We start from the raw sequence: 21,086 nt of genomic DNA on the forward strand, positions 1-21,086 counted from the left end.
ACGCACGGGAAACGGATGGGGCAATTTAAGAACCTGTCCGGCGTCAAGAGAGAGAGACGGTCGCACAAGTCAGCGAAGCCCGAGGGATTCAGCCTTGGGATGGCGGTGATTCTGGCGACCGTATTTTGGGCAGGCGTTGTTGCGCTGATTGTTTACTTTTAGGGCTAGCGGGCCATAACGATGTCGGCCTGCAGACCGCCCAGAGTTCCGCTTTCTCCCAGACGCAGGACACCACCATGCGATCGCGCGATGTCCGCGACGATCGCAAGGCCAAGGCCAACGCCGCTGCCTTTGTTCTGGTTGCGCGCGCTGTCCAGACGGGTGAACGGCTTGAGCGCCTGATCGCGGTCCTGCGGGGCGATGCCGGGGCCGTCATCCTCGACCCGGATGCGCAGGGATTTGTCTGTCACCACGACCGAGACCTGTACGGTGTTGCCGTAGCGCAGGCCGTTTTCGATCAGGTTCGACACCGCGCGCCGCATCGCGACGGGGCGCAGGGCGACCAGGCCTTCGCCCTCGGCGGTGATCAGCGTGACGGGCTGGCCCGACAGGCTGAGGGCGTCGACCAAGTTGCGGACCAGCGCGATGGGATCGGTCGGCTCGGGCTCACCTTCCGAGGAGCCGCGGGCGAAGGACAGGAATTCATCCAGAATGTGCTGCATTTCGTCGGCGTCCTTCATCAGGGCGTCGGCCTCGGGGTCGTCCAGAATGGCCAGGCCCAGACGCAGCCGCGTCAGGGGCGTGCGCAGGTCATGGCTGACGCCGGACAGCAGCAGGGTGCGCTGCTCGATGTGCCGCTCGATCCGGGCGCGCATGTCCAGAAAGGCGTTGCCGGCCGCCCGCACCTCGATCGCGCCGGTGGGGCGATAGGGGACGTTGCGGCCCTTGCCGAACGCCTCGGCGGCGGCGGCCAGACGTGTGATCGGACGCAGCTGGTTGCGCAGGTAGATGTAAGCGATCAGCGTCATCAGCCCGCCGAAGAATGCCATGTTCACCAGCAGCTGATGCGGATTGGCGGCCGAGACGCGAACGCGGTCCAGCTCCAGCACGGTGATGCCCTGCGGGATGTCCACGAACAGCAGCACCGTGTCGTCATCGGGCAGCGAGATCGCGCGCAGCTCGGGCAGCATCTGGCCAAAGTAATATTCCACGATCAGCCCCGAGACATCGTACCAGCGGCGCTGACCCGGCGGGGCAGGGGGCGTCTGGCCCGGCAGGTAGACGGGGATTTGCAGCGGCACGGCCAGATGCGCAATCGTCTGGGGGATCTCGGTGGCGGGCAGATCGGCGGGGATGGCATCCAGCAGCAGGCGAACCTCGCGCGTGGCGGTCTGGGTCATCTGGCGGGTGACGCCCTCGAAATGGCGTTGGATGAAGACGACAGAGACCACCAGCTGCAGCGTGACCACAGGCAGGATCAGGATCAGCGCCGCACGACTATAGAGGCCGCGGGGCAAATAGCGTTTGAGCCAGCGAAAGAACATGGGCTAAACCTAGCGGGCAGCCGCAGCGAGAGGAATAGAGGATGTTGCCACCGGACGATTTCAATCCGCCCGTGGGCGTGGCCGAACAGCTGGAAGAGGGGCTGCGCCGGGTGCTGGCGCCCAATCCCTCGCCCATGACCTATCGCGGCACGAACACCTACCTGCTGGGCGAGCGGGATATCGCGGTGATCGACCCCGGCCCCGACGATCCGCGCCATTTGCAGGCGATTCTGGACGCGCTGCATCCGGGTCAGCAGATTTCGCACATCATCGTGACGCACGCGCATCTGGATCACTCGCCGCTGGCGCGGGCCTTGTCCGCGCGGGTGGGCGCGCCGGTCTACGCCTATGGCGATTACCTGGCGGGCCGGTCCGATGTGATGGTGCAACTGGCCCAGGGCGGGCTGGCGGGCGGCGGCGAAGGCACCGATGCCGAGTTCGAGCCGGACATCACCGTCGCCGATGGCGAGGTGATCGCGGGCGACGGTTGGGCCCTGCGCGCGCTTTGGACGCCTGGTCATTTCGGCAACCACCTGAGCTTTGCCTGGAACGATGCGATCTTTACCGGCGATCTGGTGATGGGGTGGGCCAGCTCTCTGGTGTCGCCGCCGGATGGTGACCTGACGGACTTCATGCGCTCGTGCGAGTTGCTGCAGGACCTGCCGGCCCGGCGCTATCATGCGGGCCACGGCGCGCCGGTTACGGAAACCGCCGAACGGGTCGATTGGCTGCTGAGTCACCGCCGCGCCCGCGAGGCCGCGATCCTGTCCGCGCTGGAGGGCAATCCCGCCACCGCCCGCGACCTTGCGCTGCGCATCTACACCGAAACCCCGCCTGCGTTGATTCCGGCGGCCACGCGCAACGTCTTTGCGCATCTCGTTGATCTGTCTGGAAAAAACACCGTCACCGCGATGGATGAACTGGCCGCGGACGCGATTTTCCGGCTGGTTTGAGGGGGATGAATTTTTTTCGGAAAAAAGTGGCAAAAGCCTCTGGACGCCGGAAAATGACATAGCTATACACCCCCCCATGTTCCGGCGTAGCTCAGCGGTAGAGCAGTTGACTGTTAATCAATTGGTCGTAGGTTCGATCCCTACCGCCGGAGCCATAAAAAGCCCTTGAGCTGATGCTCGAGGGCTTTTTTGTTGCCCGCGCGGCCCACGGGTGCGGCGCAAAAGGCGGCCTTCCTGCGGTGTTGTACGTGTTTGAATCGGTGGCCCCGTGGACTCGGGCGCGGGTTTGGTTTAACGGGTGCGCAACGAAATCGGGGAATAGCTATGAGCACTGGCAAGAACGGCATCACCTATGCAGACGCAGGCGTGGATATCGACGCAGGCAACGAGTTGGTCAACCGGATCAAACCGGCCGCAAAGCGGACCACGCGCTCGGGCGTGATGTCGGGGCTGGGTGGTTTTGGCGCGCTGTTTGACCTGAAGGACGCGGGCTATAAAGACCCGATCCTGGTGGCCGCGACCGACGGTGTGGGCACCAAGCTGCGCATCGCCATCGACACCGGCAACGTCGACACGATCGGCATCGATCTGGTCGCCATGTGCGTGAACGATCTGGTCTGCCAAGGCGCCGAACCGCTGTTCTTCCTGGACTATTTCGCCACCGGCAAGCTGGAGCTGGAGCAGGCCACCCGCATCATCGAGGGCATCGCCGAGGGCTGCGCGCAGTCCGGTTGCGCGCTGATCGGTGGTGAGACCGCGGAAATGCCCGGCATGTACCACAAGGGCGACTTCGACCTGGCCGGTTTTGCCGTCGGCGCGATGGAACGCGGCGCGGATCTGCCCGCCGGCGTGAAAGAGGGCGACGTGCTGCTGGGCCTTGGCTCGAACGGGGTGCATTCCAACGGCTATTCGCTGGTCCGCAAGCTGGTCGAAGTGTCCGGCCTGGGCTGGGACGCCGATTGTCCCTTTGCCGAGGGTACGCTGGGCGCGGCCCTGCTGGCGCCGACCCGTCTGTACGTCAAACAGGCGCTGGAAGCGGTGCGCGCAGGCGGCGTTCACGCGCTGGCGCATATCACCGGCGGCGGCCTGACCGAGAACCTGCCGCGCGTTCTGCCCGAGGGCATGGGCGCCAGCATCGACCTGAACAGCTGGGAGCTGCCTCCCGTCTTCAAATGGCTGGCGGCCACCGGCGGGATGGAGCAACCCGAACTGCTGAAGACCTTTAACTGCGGCATCGGCATGATCCTGGTCGTGGACGCTGACCGCGCCGACGCGCTGGCCGAGCTGCTGGTCGCCGCTGGCGAATCCGTCAGCCGCCTGGGCACCGTGGGTGCCGGCGAGGGCGTCAGCTATACCGGGGCGATCCTGTGACCAAACGGGTCGCCATCCTGATTTCGGGCGGTGGCTCGAACATGGTGAAACTGGTCGAAAGCATGGTGGGGGATCATCCGGCCCGCGCTGTGCTGGTCGGCTCGAACGACGCGAATGCCGCTGGGCTGAAGAAAGCCGCCGAAATGGGCGTGGACACGTTTGCCGTGGATCACCGCCCCTTCAAGGGCGACCGCGAGGCGTTTCAGGCCGAGCTGCTGAAGCACCTGAAAGCGGCAAAGCCGGATATCGTCTGCCTGGCCGGGTTCATGCGCGTGCTGACCGAAAGCTTCGTGCGCGAATGGGACGGGCGGATGCTGAACATCCACCCTTCGCTGCTGCCCAAGTACAAGGGCCTGCACACCCATGCCCGCGCGCTTGAGGCCGGCGATACCGAGGCCGGCTGCACCGTGCATCTGGTCACGCCCGCGCTGGACGATGGCCCGATCCTGGGACAGGCCCGCGTACCGATCCTGCCCGAGGACGATGCCGACACTCTGGCCGCGCGGGTTCTGGTGCAAGAGCACAAATTATACCCCGCCGTGCTGGAACGCTTTGCAAGGGGCGACACCTCGCCGCTGTATCTGGGCTGAGACGCCCCAAGGCCCGCCTTTCCTTTGGCGGGCCTTTCGCGTATAGGCACAAAATCGCACAATTCGCCACAAACAGGCACAATCGAAAACCGCCCGCATGAAGACACTGACGACTACGGAAGAACTGGCCGCATTCTGCGCCGAAGCCCGCACCCACGATTACGTCACCCTGGACACGGAATTTCTGCGCGAGCGGACCTATTATTCCAAGCTTTGCCTGATCCAGATGGCGATGCCGGGCGAGACGGATGAAAATGCCGTTCTGGTCGATCCGCTGTCCGATGGGCTGTCGCTGGAACCGCTGTACGAGCTGTTCCGCGATACCTCGGTCGTGAAGGTGTTCCACGCCGCGCGTCAGGATCTGGAGATTTTCTTTATCGACGCGCGTGTTTTCCCCGAGCCGCTGTTCGACACGCAAGTCGCCGCGATGGTCTGCGGCTTTGGTGAACAGGTCGGCTATGAAACGCTGGTCAAGAAGATCGCCAAGGCGTCGCTGGACAAATCGCACCGCTTCACCGACTGGTCGCGCCGCCCGTTGACGGATGCGCAAAAGACCTATGCGCTGGCTGATGTGACCCATCTGCGCAAGATCTACGAATTCCTGTCCGCGCAGCTGAAAAAGAACAAGCGCGAGAAATGGGTGCAGGAGGAACTGCAGGTTCTGACCAACCCCGAGACCTATATCGTGCGCCCCGAGGAAGCCTGGCAGCGGGTCAAAACCCGCACCACCAGCGGCAAATTCCTGGCCGTGGTGCGCGAACTGGCACGCTTCCGCGAGGATTACGCCCAGTCGCGCAACGTCCCGCGCAACCGGGTGTACAAGGACGACGCGCTGGTCGAGCTGGCCTCGACCAAGCCGCTGACGCTGAACGATCTGGGCCGCTCGCGCCTGCTGCTGCGCGAGGCCCGCAAGGGCGAGATCGCGGATGGTATTCTGGCGGCGGTCAAGGCCGGTGTGGAATGCAAGCCCGCCGACTACCCCAAGGTTGCTGATGAAAACGACAAGTTGCAGGTGAACCCGGCGCTGGCCGACCTGCTGCGCGTGCTGCTGAAGGCCAAGACCGAGTCGTCGGGCGTGGCGCCCAAGCTGATCGCACCGGCCTCGGACCTGGATGCGATTGCGGCGGGGCTGCGGGACGTGCCTGCGCTGCAAGGCTGGCGGCGCGAGGTCTTTGGCGACGACGCGCTGCGCCTGTGCAAGGGCGAGATCGCCCTGGCTGCCAAGGGCAAGGCCGTCAAGATCGTGGAATTGTAAGAAAAGGGCGCGTCGGGGACGCGCCTTTTTTCTTAGCGGCGCGAGGTCATCGCGTTGGTCGCACCGACCACGCGGATGGTGCCGACGCCGAACAGCTCGTTATCCGTCAGGAAAGTGGCCACGGTCAGCGTGCGCGTCCATTCGGTGCCCTGGGCCTGACGGCCTGCCGGCAATTCGGCGCGGAGTTCAAAGGTCAGCACGCCTTTTTCGGGCTTTTTCTTGGTCGGCGAGATCAGCTTGACATCGTACTGACCCTGAAGCCGGGCCACGCCGGTGACACGCACGACGGCACCGCCGGGCACACGCTCGACCTTCAGGCCGGTGACCTTGTCCACCAGCTGACCGGTATAGGGCGTTTCACCGCGGCGGAAGATGCTGCCGGATTTGCGCGGGATCAGCGGGTTCGTCCCCTCAACCGCGACAGGTTCAGAGCGGCCGCCGCCGAACCAGTTCACCGGGTTCCAACGGGAACTGCCGCAGCCCGCCAGTACGAGCGTGGAGATCAGAAGGGCCGAGAGGGGTATCCGCATAACATCCGCCTTTGTCGCTGTCCTGTTTGGGTTACCTCATCCGCGCGGGCTTGAAAAGACGCAAGGCGGGGCTGGACCTTTGGGCGCGCGGGGGCTAGCTGAGGAACAGGCAAAAAGGGGACACGCATGGCCACCGAAAGCTTTGAAGCGATCGTCGAGGATTTCGAATTCCTGGAGGACTGGGAGGATCGCTATCGTTATGTGATCGAGCAGGGCAAGGCGATGACCGCGCTGGACGAGGCGCTGAAGGTGCCCGCCACCAAGGTGGACGGCTGCGCCAGCCAGGTCTGGCTGCACCCCAAGATCGATGCCGGCGTGTTCAGCTTTGACGGCGACAGCGACGCGCTGATCGTGCGCGGGCTGATCGCCGTACTTCGGTCGCTCTATAACGGCGTGGCGGTGGGAGAGGTCGGCAAGATCGACGCCCATGCCGAACTGGCGCGGCTGGGGCTGCACGAGCATCTGTCGGCGCAACGCTCGAACGGGGTGCGGGCGATGATCGAGCGCATCCGGAGCGTGGCTGCGGCCGCGTGATCCAATGGTGCGGCTGCGCCGCGCATGGGGTGCTTCGGCCTGCGCCGAAGCGGGGTGGGGCGTTGCCCCCTGCGCCTGCGGCGCATTCCCCCAGGATATTTGAGAAAAGAAGAAGTCAGGCCTGATCGGCGAGGGCGGTGGCGAGATCGCCGTAGCCGGTGAAGCGGCGCTCGAACGCGAGGCCGAGGCGGGCGGCGGCGTCCTGGGCCTTGGCGGTCAGGGCGGGGTCGTCGGTTTGGGCCTGGTAGACCAGTTTGGTGTAGTGGCCGAAATAGCTGTCGCGCAGTTGCGGATGGCGGTCGAGGCCCAGCGGTTTCCACACGAAGGCGTCGAATTGCCGGGTCAGGAAGTCGGTCAGGTAGAAGGCCGTGATCTCGTCGTCGTGGCGGGCGAAGGCGGTGTTGCCTTCGAAGAACGAGTAGCAATGCGGGCCGGCGATCATCTGTACGCCGAGGCGGCCGCAGACCTGTTCCAGCGCGCCGCCGGTGCCGCAATCGGCGTAGGCCACGAAAAGCTGGGCGTGGGTGGCGCGGTGTTTGGTGATGGCCTGCTCGACCGCAGTAGCGATCTTTTCGGGGTGGTTGTGCAGGATCGCGGGCAGGCAGGTCAGGTCCATGTGGGACCAGTTGTTCAGCTCGATCAGGGTCAGGATTTCGCGGGCCAGCGCGCCGCAAGCGATGATCAACACCCGCCCGGTATTATGGGTGGGCGGCAGGCCGTCGGTGGTGAGGCTGGCGTCGCTGGGCAGGGTCATGGGAACAGGCCCGCGCGGGGTGCGCGCGGGCCGGGGGCCGGTCAGGCCGACATCTGGTTGTGCTTGCGGGCGATGAACGACTTGGCGGTTTCCACCGCGACGGCCGCATCACGGCAATAGGCGTCGGCGCCGATGGCCTTGCCGAATTCCTCGTTCAGGGGGGCGCCGCCGACCAGCACGATGTAGTCGTCGCGCAGGCCCTTGGCGGCTAGCGTGTCGATCACCGTTTTCATGTAGGGCATGGTGGTGGTCAGCAGGGCGGACATGCCCAGGATGTCGGGCTGTTCGGTTTCCAGCGCGCCGAGGTATTTGTCGACGTCGTTGTTGATGCCCAGATCGACCACTTCGAAGCCGGCGCCTTCCATCATCATGGCGACCAGGTTCTTGCCGATGTCGTGGATGTCGCCCTTGACGGTACCGATCACCATCTTGCCCATGCGCGGGGCGCCGGTTTCAGCCAGCAGCGGCTTGAGGATGGCCATGCCGCTCTTCATCGCCTGTGCGGCCAGCAGCACTTCGGGGACGAACAGGATGCCATCGCGGAAGTCGTTGCCGACGATGGTCATGCCGCCGACCAGGGCTTTGGTCAGCACGTCGTAGGGCGCCCAGCCGCGATCCAGAAGGATGTTGACGCCTTCCTCGATCTCTTCCTTCATGCCGTCATAGAGGTCGTCGAACATCTGTTCGACCAGTTCGTCGTCGTTCAGCTCAGACAGGATGATGTCGTCTTCTTCCGACATGGCGCGATTCCTTTGTAGGGGCGGGGGCCGCCGTGGTCCTATATTCGTGTCAGCTTTGGTCCGTTTCCGACGCGTAGACTAGGCGGATTGCGACCGGACTGGTTTCGGTTCCGACTTATAGGGGGGATTGTCACGAATGGGGATTGAAAAATCTTCAGGATGATTGTGACGCAGATTGCAAATGTTCCCTATTTGTTCATGATGTGGCGATGGACAGCCATGAAACACATGAAATTCAGGCAGACCGGCGGCGCGGCCGGGGGGCAAGCACCAATCGAACGGGGCGGTTCGAGGGTTGCGAACGGGTGCGCGTGCATGACGGCTGGGACATCGAGGAGGACCTGCCGAAGCTGCGCACCGAAGTGCGCGAGGAAACGCCGCGCAGCGTGATCAACTATGTCCGCTCGCCCGATCTGCCGTTTGACCGGACGCTGAACCCCTATCGCGGGTGCGAGCATGGGTGCATCTACTGTTTCGCCCGTCCGACTCATGCCTATCTGGGACTGTCGCCGGGTCTGGATTTCGAAACCCGGCTGGTGGCGCGGCCGGATGCGCCCGCTGTGCTGGCCGCCGAGTTGCGCAAACCCGGCTACAAGGTCGCGCCGCTGGCGATCGGAACGAATACCGACCCGTACCAACCCTTGGAAAAGGCGCGGGGAATCATGCGCGGCTGCCTTGAGGTGCTGAGCGCGTTCAATCACCCGGTGGCCATCGTCACCAAGGGCACTCTGATCGAGCGGGATCTGGATATCCTGGCGCCGATGGCCGCGAAGGGGCTTGTGCGGGTTGGCATCTCGGTCACCACGCTGGACGACGGGCTGTCGCGGGCGATGGAGCCGCGCGTGCCCCTGCCGCGCCGCCGGTTGAAGGTGATCCGGCATTTGACCGAGGCCGGGGTGCCGGTTCGGATCATGACCTCTCCCATCATCCCGATGCTGAACGACCACGAGATCGAGGCGCTGCTGAAGGCGGGCAAGGCGGCGGGCGCGGATGCGGCCAGCTGGATCATGCTGCGCCTGCCGCTGGAGGTGTCGCAGCTGTTTCGCGAATGGCTGCACGAACATCGCCCCGACCGGGCCGAGCGGATCATGGCGCGCGTGCGCGAGATGCATGGAGGCGCGGATTACGCGGCGCGCTGGGGCCACCGGATGCGCGGCGAGGGGCATTATGCCAGGATGATCGCCGACCGTTTTGCCGTGGCCGCCCGGCGGCTGGGTCTGGATGCGCCGCAGCCGCCGTTGCGCTGTGATCTGTTTCGCCCACCTCCAAAGGCGGGCGATCAGTTAAGCTTGTTCTGACGGGCCGGTCAGGCCGTGCACAGGCTGCAATGCTGCCGAAGCGCCATCCTTATCGCCATTTTCCCGGCCTCGACATTGGGCGTGTCCGAGGGGCCCGCGTTTGCTGCCGCTTCGTATTTGTCGTCGCAATCCACCAGGCAATTCATGATGCCTTTCAGGGCTTTGACCTGAGGAAAGGCATTGATCTGTTCCTCGGTCAGTCGGCCGCAGCCTTGAACGGCTTGCAGGAAAATGGCGCGCTTTTCATCTGGCATGGTTCGCCAGCGCTCGGGGAAATCCGGTTTGGTTGACATGGTTTGTTCCTTGAGTGGGTGAGATACTCGACTCACACCCTAGGTGCAAAACATGTTAATCAATTTGATCTAAATCACATTCCAGAAACGCCAAGTTATTGAAAACTTGGCATTTCTGTTTTTTGCCGTGCAAATTAACCCCGGCGGCGGCGCGAGGTGCGGCGTGCGGGCGCGCCGTCGTCGTCGCCAGTCCCATCCGATGCCGAGGAGAAACCGCCCAGTTTCGCGGCGATCTCGTCCAGCGTCGGACGGGGGCCGCGCTCGCGGGTTTCCAAGGCTTCGCGCATCGCGGACAGGTGTTCCGGCATGGTGCCGCAGCAGCCGCCGATGATGGTTGCGCCCGCATCACGGGCCATCACGGCGTATTCGGCCATCAGCTCGGGCGTGCCGTCGTAATGGATGTGGCCGTCGTGGTATTTGGGGATGCCCGCATTGCCCTTGGCGATGATCGGACGCTCGGTGCCGTGGGCGGCAAAGCCCAGCACGGTGCGCAGCAGATCCGACGCGCCGACGCCGCAGTTGGCACCGAAACCGATCGGCGGGTTCGGCAGTTTTTCAACCATGTCCACCATCGCAGCCGAGGTGATGCCCATCATGGTGCGCCCGGCGGTGTCAAAGCTCATCGTGCCGCACCAGGGCATGCCGGCCAGCGCGAAGGCCTCGGCCGCGGCCTTGTATTCTTCGGGGGCCGAGATGGTTTCCAGCCACAGCACGTCAGCGCCGCCTTCTTTCAGACCCTCGGCCTGTTCGTGGAAGATTTCCACGGCGGCGGCATGGGTCAGCGGGCCCATCGGGGCGAAAATCTCGCCGGTCGGGCCGACGGAGCCGGCCACAACCACGGTACGACCCGAGGCATCCGCGACTTCGCGGCCCAGTTCAGCACTGATCCGCGACAATTCGCGCGCCCGGTTTTGCGCGCCGTGCAGCTTCAGACGGGCCGAATTGCCGCCAAACGAGTTGGTCAGGAAAATGTCCGAGCCCGCATCGACGGCGAATTTGTACAGCTTCTTGATGCGGTCGGGGTGTTCCTCGTTCCACATCTCGGGCGCGTCGCCCGAGCTGAGGCCCATGTTGAACAGGTTGGTCCCGGTCGCGCCATCGGCCATCAGCCAGTCGCGGGTTTGCAGCAGTTTGGTCAATGCGTCGGTCATCGTCGGTTCCTTGAAAAGCAGGCCGTTTCGGGGCGCTAACTGTCAGATTTGCGTGCAAAGGGCAAACCCATATTGCGCGGTATTCGCGGGGGCAGGGGGCTGCGGTGCAGGCACCCCCCAAAGAAAAACGCGGCCCACAACAGGCCGCGTTTCCCTTAAGTCTCTGATAAAGAAGGTCTCAGCCTTCTTTCATCACCTGGTCCTTGGCGACCAGCAGCAGCTCTGCGCGCTTGGCGCGGATGGCGTCGGCATCGGCCTTGCCGTCCAAATCCTTGGCAACTTTGCGCACGACGTCTTCGTGGCCGGCTTCTTCGAAATCGGCAACGATCACCGATTTGGCGTATTCGGCGGCAGCGTCACCCGACTTGCCCAGCAGTTCGGCAGCCCACAGGCCCAGCAGCTTGTTGCAGCGTGCTTCGGCCTTGAACTTCATTTCTTCGTCATGGGCAAATTTGTTCTCGAATGCGTTTTCGCGATCGTCAAAGGTGGTCATTCCAGTGTCCTCGGCTGACGTTGGTGTTAAGACTGATATGCCCGCATGAGACGTTCGGCGCAAGGGGTTCCGGGCCTTTCCGGTCAGGCTCTCTTGCGACAGGGGCGTCCTTAGACTAAGAGGGCGCAAAACCGGGACTCATCCCGGCCCAGCGACGGAGTGACCATGGCACGGCGCAAGAAAATCTACGAAGGCAAGGCAAAGACCCTTTACGAGGGTCCGGAGCCGGGAACCATTGTCCAGTATTTCAAGGACGACGCGACTGCGTTCAACGCGCAGAAGAAGGACGTGATCGAGGGCAAGGGGGTTCTGAACAACCTGTTGTCCGAGTATTTCATGCTGGGGCTGATCAATATCGGCGTGCCCACGCACTTCCTTCGGCGCCTGAACATGCGCGAACAGCTGGTTCGCAGCTGCGAGATCATCCCGCTGGAAATCATCGTGCGCAACTTTGCCGCTGGCTCGCTGGCGACTCGTCTGGGTATCGAAGAAGGCACCCAGCTGCCGCGCCCCGTGGTGGAATATTGCTACAAGGACGACAAGCTGGGCGACCCGCTGGTCACCGAAGAGCACATCGCCGCCTTTGGCTGGGCCACCCAGCAGGACATGGACGACATCCTGAGCCTGGCTCTGCGGGTCAACGATTTCCTGGCCGGTGTCATGTATGGCGTTGGCATCAAGCTGATCGACTTCAAGATCGAGATCGGCCGCGTCTACGAAGGCGACTACCAGCGCCTGGTCGTTGCTGACGAAATCAGCCCCGACAGCTGCCGCCTGTGGGACATCCAGACCGGCCAGAAGCTGGACAAGGACGTGTTCCGCCGCGACCTGGGCAGCCTGACCGATGCCTATACCGAAGTGGCCCGCCGCCTGGGCGTTCTGCCCAAGACGACCACCCCCATCAAACCGACCCTGATCAACTGATCCGGCTGCGAGATAAGGAAAGACAGATGAAAGCTCGTGTTCATGTCATGCTGAAGAACGGCGTTCTCGACCCGCAGGGCGAGGCCGTGCGCCACGCTCTGGGTTCGCTGGGCTTTGCTGGCGTCAACGGCGTCCGTCAGGGCAAGGTGATCGAGCTGGACCTGGCTGACGGCACCACCGAAGCCACCGTCAAAGAGATGTGCGAGAAGCTGCTGGCGAACACCGTCATCGAAAGCTACTCGATCGAGCTGAACTGAGCGCCAAGGAGCCCCAGCCATGAAAGCTGCCGTCGTCGTATTCCCCGGTTCCAACTGTGACCGCGACCTGGCCGTCGCCTTCGAGCGCGCCGGCGCCGATGTCAGCATGATCTGGCACAAGGACACCGAGCTGCCGGGCGATATCGATATCGTGGGCATTCCGGGCGGGTTCTCGTTCGGGGACTACCTGCGCTGCGGTGCGATCGCGGCCAACTCGCCGATCTGCCGTTCGGTGGTGAAGCATGCCGAGCGTGGCGGCTATGTGCTGGGCGTTTGCAACGGCTTTCAGGTGCTGACGGAAACCGGCCTGCTGCCGGGAGCGCTGATGCGCAACGCCAACCTGAAGTTCATCTGCCGCCCGGTGGGCCTGGAAGTGGCCACCGCCGACAGCGCTTTTACCTCGGGCTACGAAAAGGGCCAGGTGCTGACCGTTCCGGTCGCGCACCATGATGGCAACTACAACGCCGACGCCGAACTGTTGGCCCGCCTGAACGGCGAAGACCGCGTTGCATTCCGCTACACCGACAACCCGAACGGGTCGGTCGACTCGATCGCCGGTGTGCTGAGCGACAACCGTCGCGTGCTGGGCATGATGCCCCACCCCGAGCGCTGCGTGGACGAACGTCACGGCGGCACCGACGGGGTGGCAATGTTCCGCGCGTTGCTGGACCAGCTGGCAACGGCGTGACTTGAGGCTGCCACGGCCCCGGCGTAATCTGGGGCATGGCGACGAAACGACGATCCAGAGATACTGCAAGACGCACCGGCCCGATCAGTTGGCGGGTGCGTGTTGCATTGGGCGTTCTGTTCGCGCTGGCCGTGGTCACGGTCTTTGTCACCAACAGCCTTCTGACTGACCGCTTCACCCAGAACACCCGCATCCGGGCCGAGCTGCGTCTGGCGCTCTACGGCGGCAACCTGCTGTCCGAGCTGCGCCGGAACGCCATCGTGCCGCAGCTGTTGGCGCGGGACGCGGCGCTGATCGGGGCGCTGAACTCGGGTGACTTCTCGCAATCCACGCAGCGGCTGATTTCCTTTGTCGATGAAATCGGCGCGGCCTCGCTGATGCTGCTGGACAAGGACGGCCGCGCGGTGGCCGCGACGGATCGCAACCGGCTGGGCTCGCAGCATCGCAATGACCCGTATTTCCTCAACGCTGTAAGGGCGTCGGACACGGTTTTCACGGTGCTGCGGCGCGAAAGCGGCGGCTACAGCTTTACCTATTCGCGGCGCGTCGAAAACCAGGGCGAGGTGCTGGGAGCCATCCTGGTCGAGGTCGACCTACAGAAATTCGAGCGCGCCTGGGCCGGCATTTCCGATGCCGTTCTGGTCACTGACAGTGCCGGCACGATCATCCTGGCGACCGAACCGCGCTGGCGTGGTCTGTCCGAGGCCGAGGCACTGAAGACCGATCCGGCATCAGGCGCGATCCAACGCGCGATCCAGGCCACCAGCGATTGGGCCGCGCTGCCCGCCGACGCCTACGTGAAGGGCGAGGCGGTCATGCGGATGGAATCGCGCATCCCGTTCCGCGGCTGGCGCATCACCAGCTTCACCACCTACGACTCGGTCCGGGAAAAGGTAAACGGCTTTCTGGCGCTGGAAATCATGGGCTTCGCGATCTTCCTGGCGCTGGCCTTCTACTTCCTCAGCCGCAAGACGGCGCTGCGCATGGCGCTGTTCCAGCGGGAATCGGCTGAATTGCGCCTGTTGAACGCCCGCCTGCAGCGGGAAATCGCCGAGCGCGAGCGCGTGCAGGAAACCCTTGCCGTGGCCGAACAGACCCTTGCGCAAAGCCAGAAACTGGCCGCCTTGGGCGAGATGTCGGCGGCCGTCAGCCACGAGTTGAACCAGCCCTTGGCAGCGATGAAAACCTATCTGGCGGGCGCGCGCCTGCTGCTGAACCGCAACCGCCCCGAAGAGGCGCTGTCTTCGTTCCAGCGGATCGACGATCTGATCACCCGGATGGGCGCGATCACACGTCAGCTGAAATCCTATGCCCGCAAGGGTGGCGACAGCCTGACCGAGGTGAACATGAACGAGGCGCTGGCCTCGGCCTTGTCGATGATGGAGCCGCAGCTGAAAAACAGGCATGTGCGGATCACGCGGGCGATCCCGTCGCTTCCCGTAAAGGTGATGGGCGACCGGGTGCGGATCGAGCAGGTGATGATCAACCTGCTGCGCAACGCGCTGGATGCGACGCAGGGTGTGAAAGACCCCGAGATCGACATCATTCTGGCTGCGGGCGAAACCGCGACCCTGACCGTGCGCGACAACGGCCACGGCATCGACAACCTCGATGCGCTGTTCGAGCCGTTCTACACGACGAAGAAACCGGGCGAGGGGGTCGGGCTGGGTTTGGCCATCTCCTCGGGCATCGTACACGACCTTGGCGGCCGCCTGACGGCGCGAAACGCCGAGGGCGGGGGGGCTGTATTCGAGATGCAGCTTCCTATCTTAACCAATGACACTGAAATAGAAGCGGCGGAGTAAGGCCCATGTCGAAGGTGATGAAGATCGCCATTGTGGATGACGAGCAGGATATGCGGCAGTCGATCAGCCAATGGCTGGCGCTGTCGGGCTATGACACGGAAACCTACGCCAGCGCCGAAGACGCGCTGAAGGTTCTGGGCGCCGACTATCCCGGCATCGTCATCAGCGACATCAAGATGCCCGGCATGGACGGGATGCAGTTCCTCAAGAAGCTGATGGGCACGGACTCGGCCCTGCCGGTGATTATGATCACCGGTCACGGTGACGTGCCGATGGCGGTCGAGGCGATGCGCGTCGGAGCGTACGATTTTCTGGAAAAACCGTTCAATCCGGACCGCATGACCGAGCTGGCCAAGAAGGCCACCAACGCCCGCCGCCTGACGCTGGACAACCGCCAACTGCGCAAAGAGCTGTCGGATGGTGGTCAGATCATGAAGAAACTCATCGGGACGTCCCCGGTGATGGAGCGTCTGCGCGAAGATATTCTGGATCTGGGGCAGGCCGATGGTCACGTGCTGATCGACGGCGAAACCGGCACCGGCAAGACGCTGGTCGCGCACGCGCTGCACGCGGTTGGCGCGCGGGCGGGCAAGAAATTCGTGCTGATCCCCTGCTCGGCCTGGGACGAGGACGCGCTGGCCAAACGCCTGTTCGGCCCGATGTTGCCCGAGGATTCGCAACTGCCCGCCGTTGAAGAGGCGCGCGGCGGCACGCTGGTTCTGGAAGGGATCGAGGCGCTCTCGGACGGGCTGCAAGCCCGCCTGCTGAGCGTGATTAACGAGCAAGGCACCCCGCCGGAAACCCGGATCGTGGCGATCTGCAACATGCAGGAGCAGGATCGCACCTGCGAGGACGCCCTGCGCCCCGACCTGTTTTATCGCCTCGCCGCCTTGCGTATTACCCTGCCGCCGCTGCGCCAGCGCGGAGAGGACATCCTGACATTATTCACCCGCCTGTCCGAGCAATTCGCCGAGGAATATGGCTGCGACGCCCCGCAAGTCAGCGCGCAAGAGGCGGCCCAACTTCTGCAGGCGCCCTGGCCCGGCAACGTGCGCCAGCTGATCAACATCGCCGAACGCGCCGTTCTGCAATCGCGCCGGGGCAGCGGGACGATCACCTCGTTGCTGATGGCCGATCATGATGACATGCAGCCGGTGATGACGACCGAAGGCAAACCGCTGAAGGAATATGTCGAGGCGTTCGAGCGGATGCTGATCGACAACACGATGCGGCGTCACAAGGGCTCGATCTCGGGTGTCATGGACGAACTGTGCCTGCCGCGCCGGACGTTGAACGAGAAAATGGCCAAGTACGGCCTGCAACGCGCGGATTACCTGTCCTGACGGATCGGGCTGGGACAAGAATTTTTCAAAATTCTTGTCCGAATTCTTGGAAAGAATTCGGGGCGGCCACGAGGGCCGCCCTTCGCGTTTTTCAGGGGTCAGTTCGATTTTTGCGCCATGCACGAGGCGTAGTAGGTCGTGGTCGCCGGCCAGTCCGAGAACACGCCTTTCACACCAACGTCCTGCGCCAGCACGTCCAGCGCGGTGAAATAGACGCTGTCGTCGGTGGTCGCGTCCTTGATGGTCTGGAAATACCAGCCACCTCCAGCCGCCAGCGGGCCCGAGCGTTCCAGCGTCCAGGTGATCAGGTTCAGTCCGGCCTCTTTCGCGGCTTTGGCATAGTCCGAGGCCACGATCTGACCGTTCTTGACGGTCAGCAGCATGTTCATCGATGGGGCCAGGTAGTTCACGCCTTGCGCCTTCAGCGCCGCGAAATCCTCTTTCCAGGTCTTGGCGTCCTGCGGGTTGAAGCTGTCGGACAGCTCGACCAGGTAGACGGCCTGCTTGCCGAACTCGGGCTCGGCCTTGATCCAGTACAGCACGTCCTCGAGGTTGAAGCTTTGCGCGAACACGTCCGAAGGCGACACGCCTGCGGCCTTGTATTCGTCGATCATCTTCTGGGCATAGTCCTGCTGGGTGAACCCGTCGAAGGGCATTTCGACCGAGGGCGACTTCAGCTCGGGGGTGAATTTCACACCCAGTTCCTTGAATAGCGCGATCGACTCGGCGTGGGTCATGACTTTGCCCTCGGTGGCGTACAGATCGGTGCGCCAGCGCGGGGTGCCGTTCAGGTAGCCTTCGACGGTCGTGGCGGTCTTGTCGGCGGCGTCCATCTTGCCGGTCAGGCTCTGGAATTCGGCCAGGGTCAGTTCCGATGTGCGGCACTCGGCCGAGGCGACGCCGTCGGTGACGCTGAACGGCTTGGCGCAGGTCGAGGACAGCTCGGTCGCCAAGATGTTGGTGGTGGTGTGCAGGTCGTTTTGCGCGTGGCGGCAGACCAGCTGCTTGTCCTTGGTAAAGGTGACGTCGCATTCCACGATGCCGGCACCCATGCGGGCTGCGGCGCGATAGCTTTGCTCGGTATGTTCGGGGAACATCATCGCGGCGCCACGGTGACCAATCGAGAAGTCGCTGCGGATCGGCTCGGCGTCGGCGCAGGCGGCCAGCTTGGTCTTCAGCTCAGAGACGGGCATGCGGTCGATCAGAAAGCCGGGGCGGGGGCCCATCTCGATCCGGTCTGCAAAGGCGGGGGCGGTCAGCGCGGTCAGCGCCAGTGCGCCCAGAAGGGTGGTCTTCATCTTGGGAACTCCATCAGGATGTCATGAGATGGCCCAGTGGTGGGGCAGGCGCGCTACAGCGCGGTGACGTCTGAATGACGCGCAAATGAAGCCTTGGTGACGGGAAAGCGAAGCAGAACACCCCAACAGAGGCAATCGCGCTGGCGGTTGGGAATTTTGCATATTGTCATTCATCCCTCGCACACCTTATGTTGGTAGAACGGCGACAGGCAGGTTTCTGCCCGCCGCGAGAGTTTCGCTGTCCTGAGCGGATGACCGATCAAACCCGGCCCGATCAGGCAGACCGATTGGCCTCGTAAGAGGCATGATAAACGCCCGCGTTCGTTTTCGGACCGCCGGGCAATGAACGGGCAGGGCGTGGCATGGCCGCGAACCTGTCGGAGAAGAAACGCGATGAGGCGCGCAAGACACCAGAGTGTTGGAGCAGAAGGCCAAGATGGCCAAGTCTGCCGCGCGTCCGCATTCGCCCCTAACAGACACTTGCCGCAACGCCCCCGCCCACCGGGTCAAGGGGTTTTGCCGCAGTGCAGACGGACCCAATGGCAAAGAAAATGCTCATCGACGCCACCCACTCCGAGGAAACTCGGGTCGTGGTGGTTGACGGAAACAAGGTCGAGGAATTCGATTTTGAATCCGAAAACAAACGTCAGCTTGCTGGCAACATCTATCTGGCAAAAGTAACGCGGGTCGAACCCTCGCTTCAGGCTGCGTTCGTGGACTATGGTGGAAATCGCCATGGTTTCCTTGCGTTCTCGGAAATCCATCCGGATTACTACCAGATCCCCGTCGCAGACCGCGAGGCGCTGCTGGAAGAAGAACGCGCCTATGCCGAAGCGCAGAAGGCCGAAGAGGACGACGATGGCTCGTCCCGCAAGCGCTCCAGTCGGTCACGCTCGCGTTCGCGTTCCAGTGCTGCATCGGCCAAATCGGCTGACGCTGTCGCCACGCGTGAGGTGAACGCCGAGATCGCGGGCATGGAAACCATCGATCTGGACGAGGACGAAGCCGCCGAAGGCAGCTCTCCGATGGAGCGTGTGGCCGAAACGCCGGTCGAGGAACCCACCGCCGATACGCCGGAGCTGGAGACCGAAGCGCAAACGTCCGACGAGAGCGACGCCTCGGATGACGAGGATGACGACGGCCCGGTCGAAATCATCGAAAAAGACGACACGATCGAGAACGTCTCGGAAGAGGACGATCCCGAGGACGTGCGCCCGGTTCGCAAACCGCGCCCGCGTCGCTACAAGATCCAGGAAGTGATCAAGGTTCGCCAGATCCTGCTGGTCCAGGTCGTCAAGGAAGAGCGCGGCAACAAGGGCGCAGCGCTGACCACCTACCTGTCGCTGGCCGGCCGCTACTGCGTGCTGATGCCCAACACGGCCCGTGGCGGCGGCATCAGCCGCAAGATCACCAACGCTGCTGACCGCAAGAAACTGAAAGACATCGCCACCGAGATCGACGTGCCGCGTGGCGCGGGCCTGATCATCCGCACCGCGGGCGCCAAGCGCACCAAGGCCGAGATCAAGCGCGACTATGAATACCTGTTCCGCCTGTGGGAGCAGATCCGCAAGCTGACGCTGGAATCCGTGGCCCCGGCCAAGATCTATGAAGAAGGCGACCTGATCAAACGCTCTATCCGCGACCTCTATAACCGCGATATCGACGAAGTGCTGGTCGAGGGCGAACGCGGCTATCGCATCGCCAAGGACTTCATGAAGATGATCATGCCGTCCCACGCCAAGAACGTGAAGCATTACGGCGAGCAACTGCCGCTGTTCGCGCGCTACCAGGTCGAAAGCTACCTGAGCAGCATGTTCAACCCCGTGGTTCAGCTGAAATCCGGCGGTTACATCGTGATCGGTGTCACCGAGGCGCTGGTTGCGATCGACGTGAACTCGGGCCGGGCCACCAAGGAAGGCTCGATCGAGGAAACCGCGCTGAAGACCAACCTTGAGGCCGCCGAGGAAGTGGCCCGCCAGTTGCGCCTGCGCGACCTGGCCGGTCTGATCGTGATCGACTTCATCGACATGGACGAGCGCAAGAACAACGCCTCGGTCGAAAAGCGTCTGAAGGACAAGCTGAAGACCGACCGCGCGCGCATTCAGGTCGGCCGTATCTCGGGCTTCGGCCTGCTGGAGATGAGCCGTCAGCGCCTGCGCCCAGGCATGATCGAAGCCACCACCCAGCCGTGCCCGGCTTGCCACGGCACCGGCCTGATCCGCTCGGACGACAACCTTGCGCTGTCGATCCTGCGTCAGATCGAGGAAGAGGGCACCCGCCGTCGCTCGCGCGAGGTGCTGGTGAAATGCCCGGTCGGCATCGCCAACTTCATCATGAACCAGAAGCGTGAACACGTGGCGGGCATCGAAGCGCGCTATGGATTGTCGGTCCGTATCGAGGGCGACCCGATGCTGATCAGCCCCGATTTCACGCTTGAAAAGTTCAAGACGGCCACCCGCTCGGTGCCGGAACAGACGACCCCGGTTGTCTCGGTCGACAGCAAGATCATGGACGAGATCGACGAGGCTGCCGAGGCAGAGGACGAAGATATCGTCGAAGCCGAAGTCGAAGCGGATGCCGAGACCGAGGAAGAAAACAAGCCCAAGAAACGCCGTCGTCGTCGTCGTCGCTCGCGTTCGCGCAGCTCGTCGGATGGCGAGAATGGCGAGAACGGGAACAACTCCTCGGATGAGGATGGTGCGGACGATGCCGAGGAGGGCGCAGCCGAAGCGGATGCTTCGGAGGCTGAGACCACCGAAGGTGAAGACGCCGCCGAAGAGGCCCCCAAGAAGCGGTCGCGCCGCCGCCGTTCGCGCTCCAAATCGCGCGACACCGATGATGCGGAAACTTCGGACGAGGCCGTGAGCGAAGAGGCAGCCCCCGTTGAGGCTGCAGCACCGGCAGAAGAAGCGGTCGAGCCTGCTGCGGCAGAGCCCGTGGCAGAGGTGGCAGAACCTGTCCCCGAAGCGCCTGCGGAAGAACCCGCTGCGGCAACCGAGGAGGTCGTCGCCTCTGAGGAACCGGCAGCGGAACCGGTCGCAGAGGTGGCCGAACCCGTCGCCGAGGAACAGCCTGCCGAACCGCAGCCTGAGCCTGTCGCCGAGGTTGAAGAACCCGCCCAGTCGGAACCCGCTGCGGAAGTTGTGGCCGAGCCCGCCGAGGCACCCGTGGCTGTAGAGCCTGAAGTGGTCGCCGAGGAAGAGCCGGACAAGCCGAAACGCCGTGGCTGGTGGAACGCCGGTCGCTGATCCAAAAACGCCGCTCCACACCGGGGCGGCGTTTTTCGTTGACGCAACGCAATTGTGAATTCCGTCGCAGTGACGCG

At 63.5% G+C, this 21,086-nt stretch carries 20 protein-coding genes and 1 tRNA gene; 13 read left to right on the forward strand and 8 right to left on the reverse strand.

Features of this window, described 5'->3' with window-relative positions:
- Nucleotides 1-164: 164 nt before the first annotated feature.
- Nucleotides 165-1,484: an ATP-binding protein gene (locus E7681_RS12450; protein ID WP_136339627.1), complete on the reverse strand. Its 1,320-nt coding sequence runs from the start codon at nt 1,482-1,484 to the stop codon at nt 165-167.
- 41 nt (nt 1,485-1,525) lie between these two features.
- Between E7681_RS12450 and E7681_RS12455 the strand changes: the two genes are divergently transcribed.
- From E7681_RS12455 to rnd, 5 genes are all read left to right on the forward strand, one after another.
- The gene (locus E7681_RS12455) at nt 1,526-2,437 is read left to right on the forward strand and encodes an MBL fold metallo-hydrolase (RefSeq protein WP_136339628.1); all 912 of its coding nucleotides are present in this window, start codon (nt 1,526-1,528) and stop codon (nt 2,435-2,437) included.
- A gap of 80 nt (nt 2,438-2,517) precedes the next feature.
- Nucleotides 2,518-2,592: transfer RNA gene (locus tag E7681_RS12460), tRNA-Asn, on the forward strand.
- 169 nt (nt 2,593-2,761) lie between these two features.
- Complete coding sequence (purM, locus tag E7681_RS12465; protein WP_136339629.1) at nt 2,762-3,808, forward strand: phosphoribosylformylglycinamidine cyclo-ligase; 1,047 nt, start codon at nt 2,762-2,764, stop codon at nt 3,806-3,808.
- Nucleotides 3,805-4,398, forward strand: a complete 594-nt coding sequence (gene purN / locus E7681_RS12470) for a phosphoribosylglycinamide formyltransferase (RefSeq protein ID WP_136339630.1) — start codon at nt 3,805-3,807, stop codon at nt 4,396-4,398. Before purM ends, purN begins: the two co-directional genes overlap by 4 nt.
- 97 nt (nt 4,399-4,495) lie before the next feature.
- Nucleotides 4,496-5,653, forward strand: a complete 1,158-nt coding sequence (gene rnd, locus E7681_RS12475; RefSeq protein ID WP_136339631.1) for a ribonuclease D — start codon at nt 4,496-4,498, stop codon at nt 5,651-5,653.
- A gap of 32 nt (nt 5,654-5,685) precedes the next feature.
- Here the strand turns inward: rnd and E7681_RS12480 are convergent, their stop codons facing one another.
- Complete coding sequence (locus E7681_RS12480; protein ID WP_136339632.1) at nt 5,686-6,183, reverse strand: hypothetical protein; 498 nt, start codon at nt 6,181-6,183, stop codon at nt 5,686-5,688.
- Between the two features lie 126 nt (nt 6,184-6,309).
- On the opposite strand from E7681_RS12480, the gene E7681_RS12485 reads away from it, so the two are divergent.
- Complete coding sequence (locus E7681_RS12485) at nt 6,310-6,717, forward strand: SufE family protein (protein WP_136339633.1); 408 nt, start codon at nt 6,310-6,312, stop codon at nt 6,715-6,717.
- Nucleotides 6,718-6,832: 115 nt separating this feature from the next.
- On the opposite strand, the gene E7681_RS12490 is transcribed toward E7681_RS12485, so the two are convergent.
- Both E7681_RS12490 and E7681_RS12495 read right to left on the reverse strand, forming a co-directional pair.
- Nucleotides 6,833-7,471 carry a DUF1638 domain-containing protein gene (locus E7681_RS12490; RefSeq protein WP_136339634.1) on the reverse strand — a complete coding sequence of 213 codons (639 nt, stop codon included), beginning with the start codon at nt 7,469-7,471 and terminating at the stop codon, nt 6,833-6,835.
- 41 nt (nt 7,472-7,512) lie between these two features.
- Complete coding sequence (locus E7681_RS12495) at nt 7,513-8,211, reverse strand: corrinoid protein (protein ID WP_136339635.1); 699 nt, start codon at nt 8,209-8,211, stop codon at nt 7,513-7,515.
- A gap of 209 nt (nt 8,212-8,420) precedes the next feature.
- On the opposite strand from E7681_RS12495, the gene E7681_RS12500 reads away from it, so the two are divergent.
- On the forward strand, nt 8,421-9,509 hold the full coding sequence (locus E7681_RS12500) for a PA0069 family radical SAM protein (protein WP_136339636.1): 1,089 nt from the start codon (nt 8,421-8,423) through the stop codon (nt 9,507-9,509).
- An 8-nt stretch (nt 9,510-9,517) separates the two neighbouring features.
- Here the strand turns inward: E7681_RS12500 and E7681_RS12505 are convergent, their stop codons facing one another.
- From E7681_RS12505 to E7681_RS12515, 3 genes are all read right to left on the reverse strand, one after another.
- Nucleotides 9,518-9,802, reverse strand: coding sequence for a hypothetical protein (locus E7681_RS12505; protein WP_136339637.1), 285 nt, complete (start codon nt 9,800-9,802; stop codon nt 9,518-9,520).
- Nucleotides 9,803-9,936: 134 nt separating this feature from the next.
- Nucleotides 9,937-10,953, reverse strand: a complete 1,017-nt coding sequence (gene bmt / locus E7681_RS12510) for a betaine--homocysteine S-methyltransferase (protein WP_136339638.1) — start codon at nt 10,951-10,953, stop codon at nt 9,937-9,939.
- Nucleotides 10,954-11,131: 178 nt separating this feature from the next.
- Nucleotides 11,132-11,446 carry a DUF1476 domain-containing protein gene (locus E7681_RS12515; RefSeq protein ID WP_136339639.1) on the reverse strand — a complete coding sequence of 105 codons (315 nt, stop codon included), beginning with the start codon at nt 11,444-11,446 and terminating at the stop codon, nt 11,132-11,134.
- 165 nt (nt 11,447-11,611) lie between these two features.
- Between E7681_RS12515 and purC the strand changes: the two genes are divergently transcribed.
- The 5 genes from purC to E7681_RS12540 are packed head-to-tail and all read left to right on the forward strand — an operon-like array spanning nt 11,612 to nt 16,463.
- Nucleotides 11,612-12,370, forward strand: coding sequence for a phosphoribosylaminoimidazolesuccinocarboxamide synthase (gene purC / locus E7681_RS12520; protein WP_136339640.1), 759 nt, complete (start codon nt 11,612-11,614; stop codon nt 12,368-12,370).
- Nucleotides 12,371-12,396: 26 nt separating this feature from the next.
- On the forward strand, nt 12,397-12,627 hold the full coding sequence (purS, locus tag E7681_RS12525; protein ID WP_136339641.1) for a phosphoribosylformylglycinamidine synthase subunit PurS: 231 nt from the start codon (nt 12,397-12,399) through the stop codon (nt 12,625-12,627).
- A 19-nt stretch (nt 12,628-12,646) separates the two neighbouring features.
- Nucleotides 12,647-13,315 (forward strand): phosphoribosylformylglycinamidine synthase subunit PurQ, encoded by a 669-nt coding sequence (gene purQ, locus E7681_RS12530; protein WP_136339642.1) that lies wholly within the window; start codon nt 12,647-12,649, stop codon nt 13,313-13,315.
- Between the two features lie 35 nt (nt 13,316-13,350).
- Nucleotides 13,351-15,120 carry a sensor histidine kinase gene (locus E7681_RS12535; RefSeq protein ID WP_136339643.1) on the forward strand — a complete coding sequence of 590 codons (1,770 nt, stop codon included), beginning with the start codon at nt 13,351-13,353 and terminating at the stop codon, nt 15,118-15,120.
- 5 nt (nt 15,121-15,125) lie between these two features.
- Nucleotides 15,126-16,463 (forward strand): sigma-54-dependent transcriptional regulator, encoded by a 1,338-nt coding sequence (locus E7681_RS12540; protein ID WP_136339644.1) that lies wholly within the window; start codon nt 15,126-15,128, stop codon nt 16,461-16,463.
- A gap of 98 nt (nt 16,464-16,561) precedes the next feature.
- On the opposite strand, the gene E7681_RS12545 is transcribed toward E7681_RS12540, so the two are convergent.
- Nucleotides 16,562-17,761, reverse strand: a complete 1,200-nt coding sequence (locus tag E7681_RS12545; RefSeq protein WP_136339645.1) for a glycerophosphodiester phosphodiesterase family protein — start codon at nt 17,759-17,761, stop codon at nt 16,562-16,564.
- 539 nt (nt 17,762-18,300) lie between these two features.
- Between E7681_RS12545 and E7681_RS12550 the strand changes: the two genes are divergently transcribed.
- On the forward strand, nt 18,301-21,009 hold the full coding sequence (locus E7681_RS12550) for an Rne/Rng family ribonuclease (RefSeq protein ID WP_136339646.1): 2,709 nt from the start codon (nt 18,301-18,303) through the stop codon (nt 21,007-21,009).
- The last annotated feature ends 77 nt before the right edge of the window (nt 21,010-21,086 follow it).

Source organism: Thalassobius vesicularis (genome assembly GCF_004799325.1).
GTDB classification, from domain to species: domain Bacteria; phylum Pseudomonadota; class Alphaproteobacteria; order Rhodobacterales; family Rhodobacteraceae; genus Thalassobius; species Thalassobius vesicularis.

Coding starts and splice junctions, on each gene's coding strand:
- E7681_RS12450 (WP_136339627.1), bottom strand. CDS start 1,484: ATGTTCTTTCGCTGGCTCAAACGCTATTTGCCCCGCGGCCTCTATAGT.
- E7681_RS12455 (WP_136339628.1), top strand. CDS start 1,526: ATGTTGCCACCGGACGATTTCAATCCGCCCGTGGGCGTGGCCGAACAG.
- purM (WP_136339629.1), top strand. CDS start 2,762: ATGAGCACTGGCAAGAACGGCATCACCTATGCAGACGCAGGCGTGGAT.
- rnd (WP_136339631.1), top strand. CDS start 4,496: ATGAAGACACTGACGACTACGGAAGAACTGGCCGCATTCTGCGCCGAA.
- E7681_RS12480 (WP_136339632.1), bottom strand. CDS start 6,183: ATGCGGATACCCCTCTCGGCCCTTCTGATCTCCACGCTCGTACTGGCG.
- E7681_RS12485 (WP_136339633.1), top strand. CDS start 6,310: ATGGCCACCGAAAGCTTTGAAGCGATCGTCGAGGATTTCGAATTCCTG.
- E7681_RS12490 (WP_136339634.1), bottom strand. CDS start 7,471: ATGACCCTGCCCAGCGACGCCAGCCTCACCACCGACGGCCTGCCGCCC.
- E7681_RS12495 (WP_136339635.1), bottom strand. CDS start 8,211: ATGTCGGAAGAAGACGACATCATCCTGTCTGAGCTGAACGACGACGAA.
- E7681_RS12500 (WP_136339636.1), top strand. CDS start 8,421: ATGGACAGCCATGAAACACATGAAATTCAGGCAGACCGGCGGCGCGGC.
- E7681_RS12505 (WP_136339637.1), bottom strand. CDS start 9,802: ATGTCAACCAAACCGGATTTCCCCGAGCGCTGGCGAACCATGCCAGAT.
- bmt (WP_136339638.1), bottom strand. CDS start 10,953: ATGACCGACGCATTGACCAAACTGCTGCAAACCCGCGACTGGCTGATG.
- E7681_RS12515 (WP_136339639.1), bottom strand. CDS start 11,446: ATGACCACCTTTGACGATCGCGAAAACGCATTCGAGAACAAATTTGCC.
- purC (WP_136339640.1), top strand. CDS start 11,612: ATGGCACGGCGCAAGAAAATCTACGAAGGCAAGGCAAAGACCCTTTAC.
- purS (WP_136339641.1), top strand. CDS start 12,397: ATGAAAGCTCGTGTTCATGTCATGCTGAAGAACGGCGTTCTCGACCCG.
- purQ (WP_136339642.1), top strand. CDS start 12,647: ATGAAAGCTGCCGTCGTCGTATTCCCCGGTTCCAACTGTGACCGCGAC.
- E7681_RS12535 (WP_136339643.1), top strand. CDS start 13,351: ATGGCGACGAAACGACGATCCAGAGATACTGCAAGACGCACCGGCCCG.
- E7681_RS12540 (WP_136339644.1), top strand. CDS start 15,126: ATGTCGAAGGTGATGAAGATCGCCATTGTGGATGACGAGCAGGATATG.
- E7681_RS12545 (WP_136339645.1), bottom strand. CDS start 17,761: ATGAAGACCACCCTTCTGGGCGCACTGGCGCTGACCGCGCTGACCGCC.
- E7681_RS12550 (WP_136339646.1), top strand. CDS start 18,301: ATGGCAAAGAAAATGCTCATCGACGCCACCCACTCCGAGGAAACTCGG.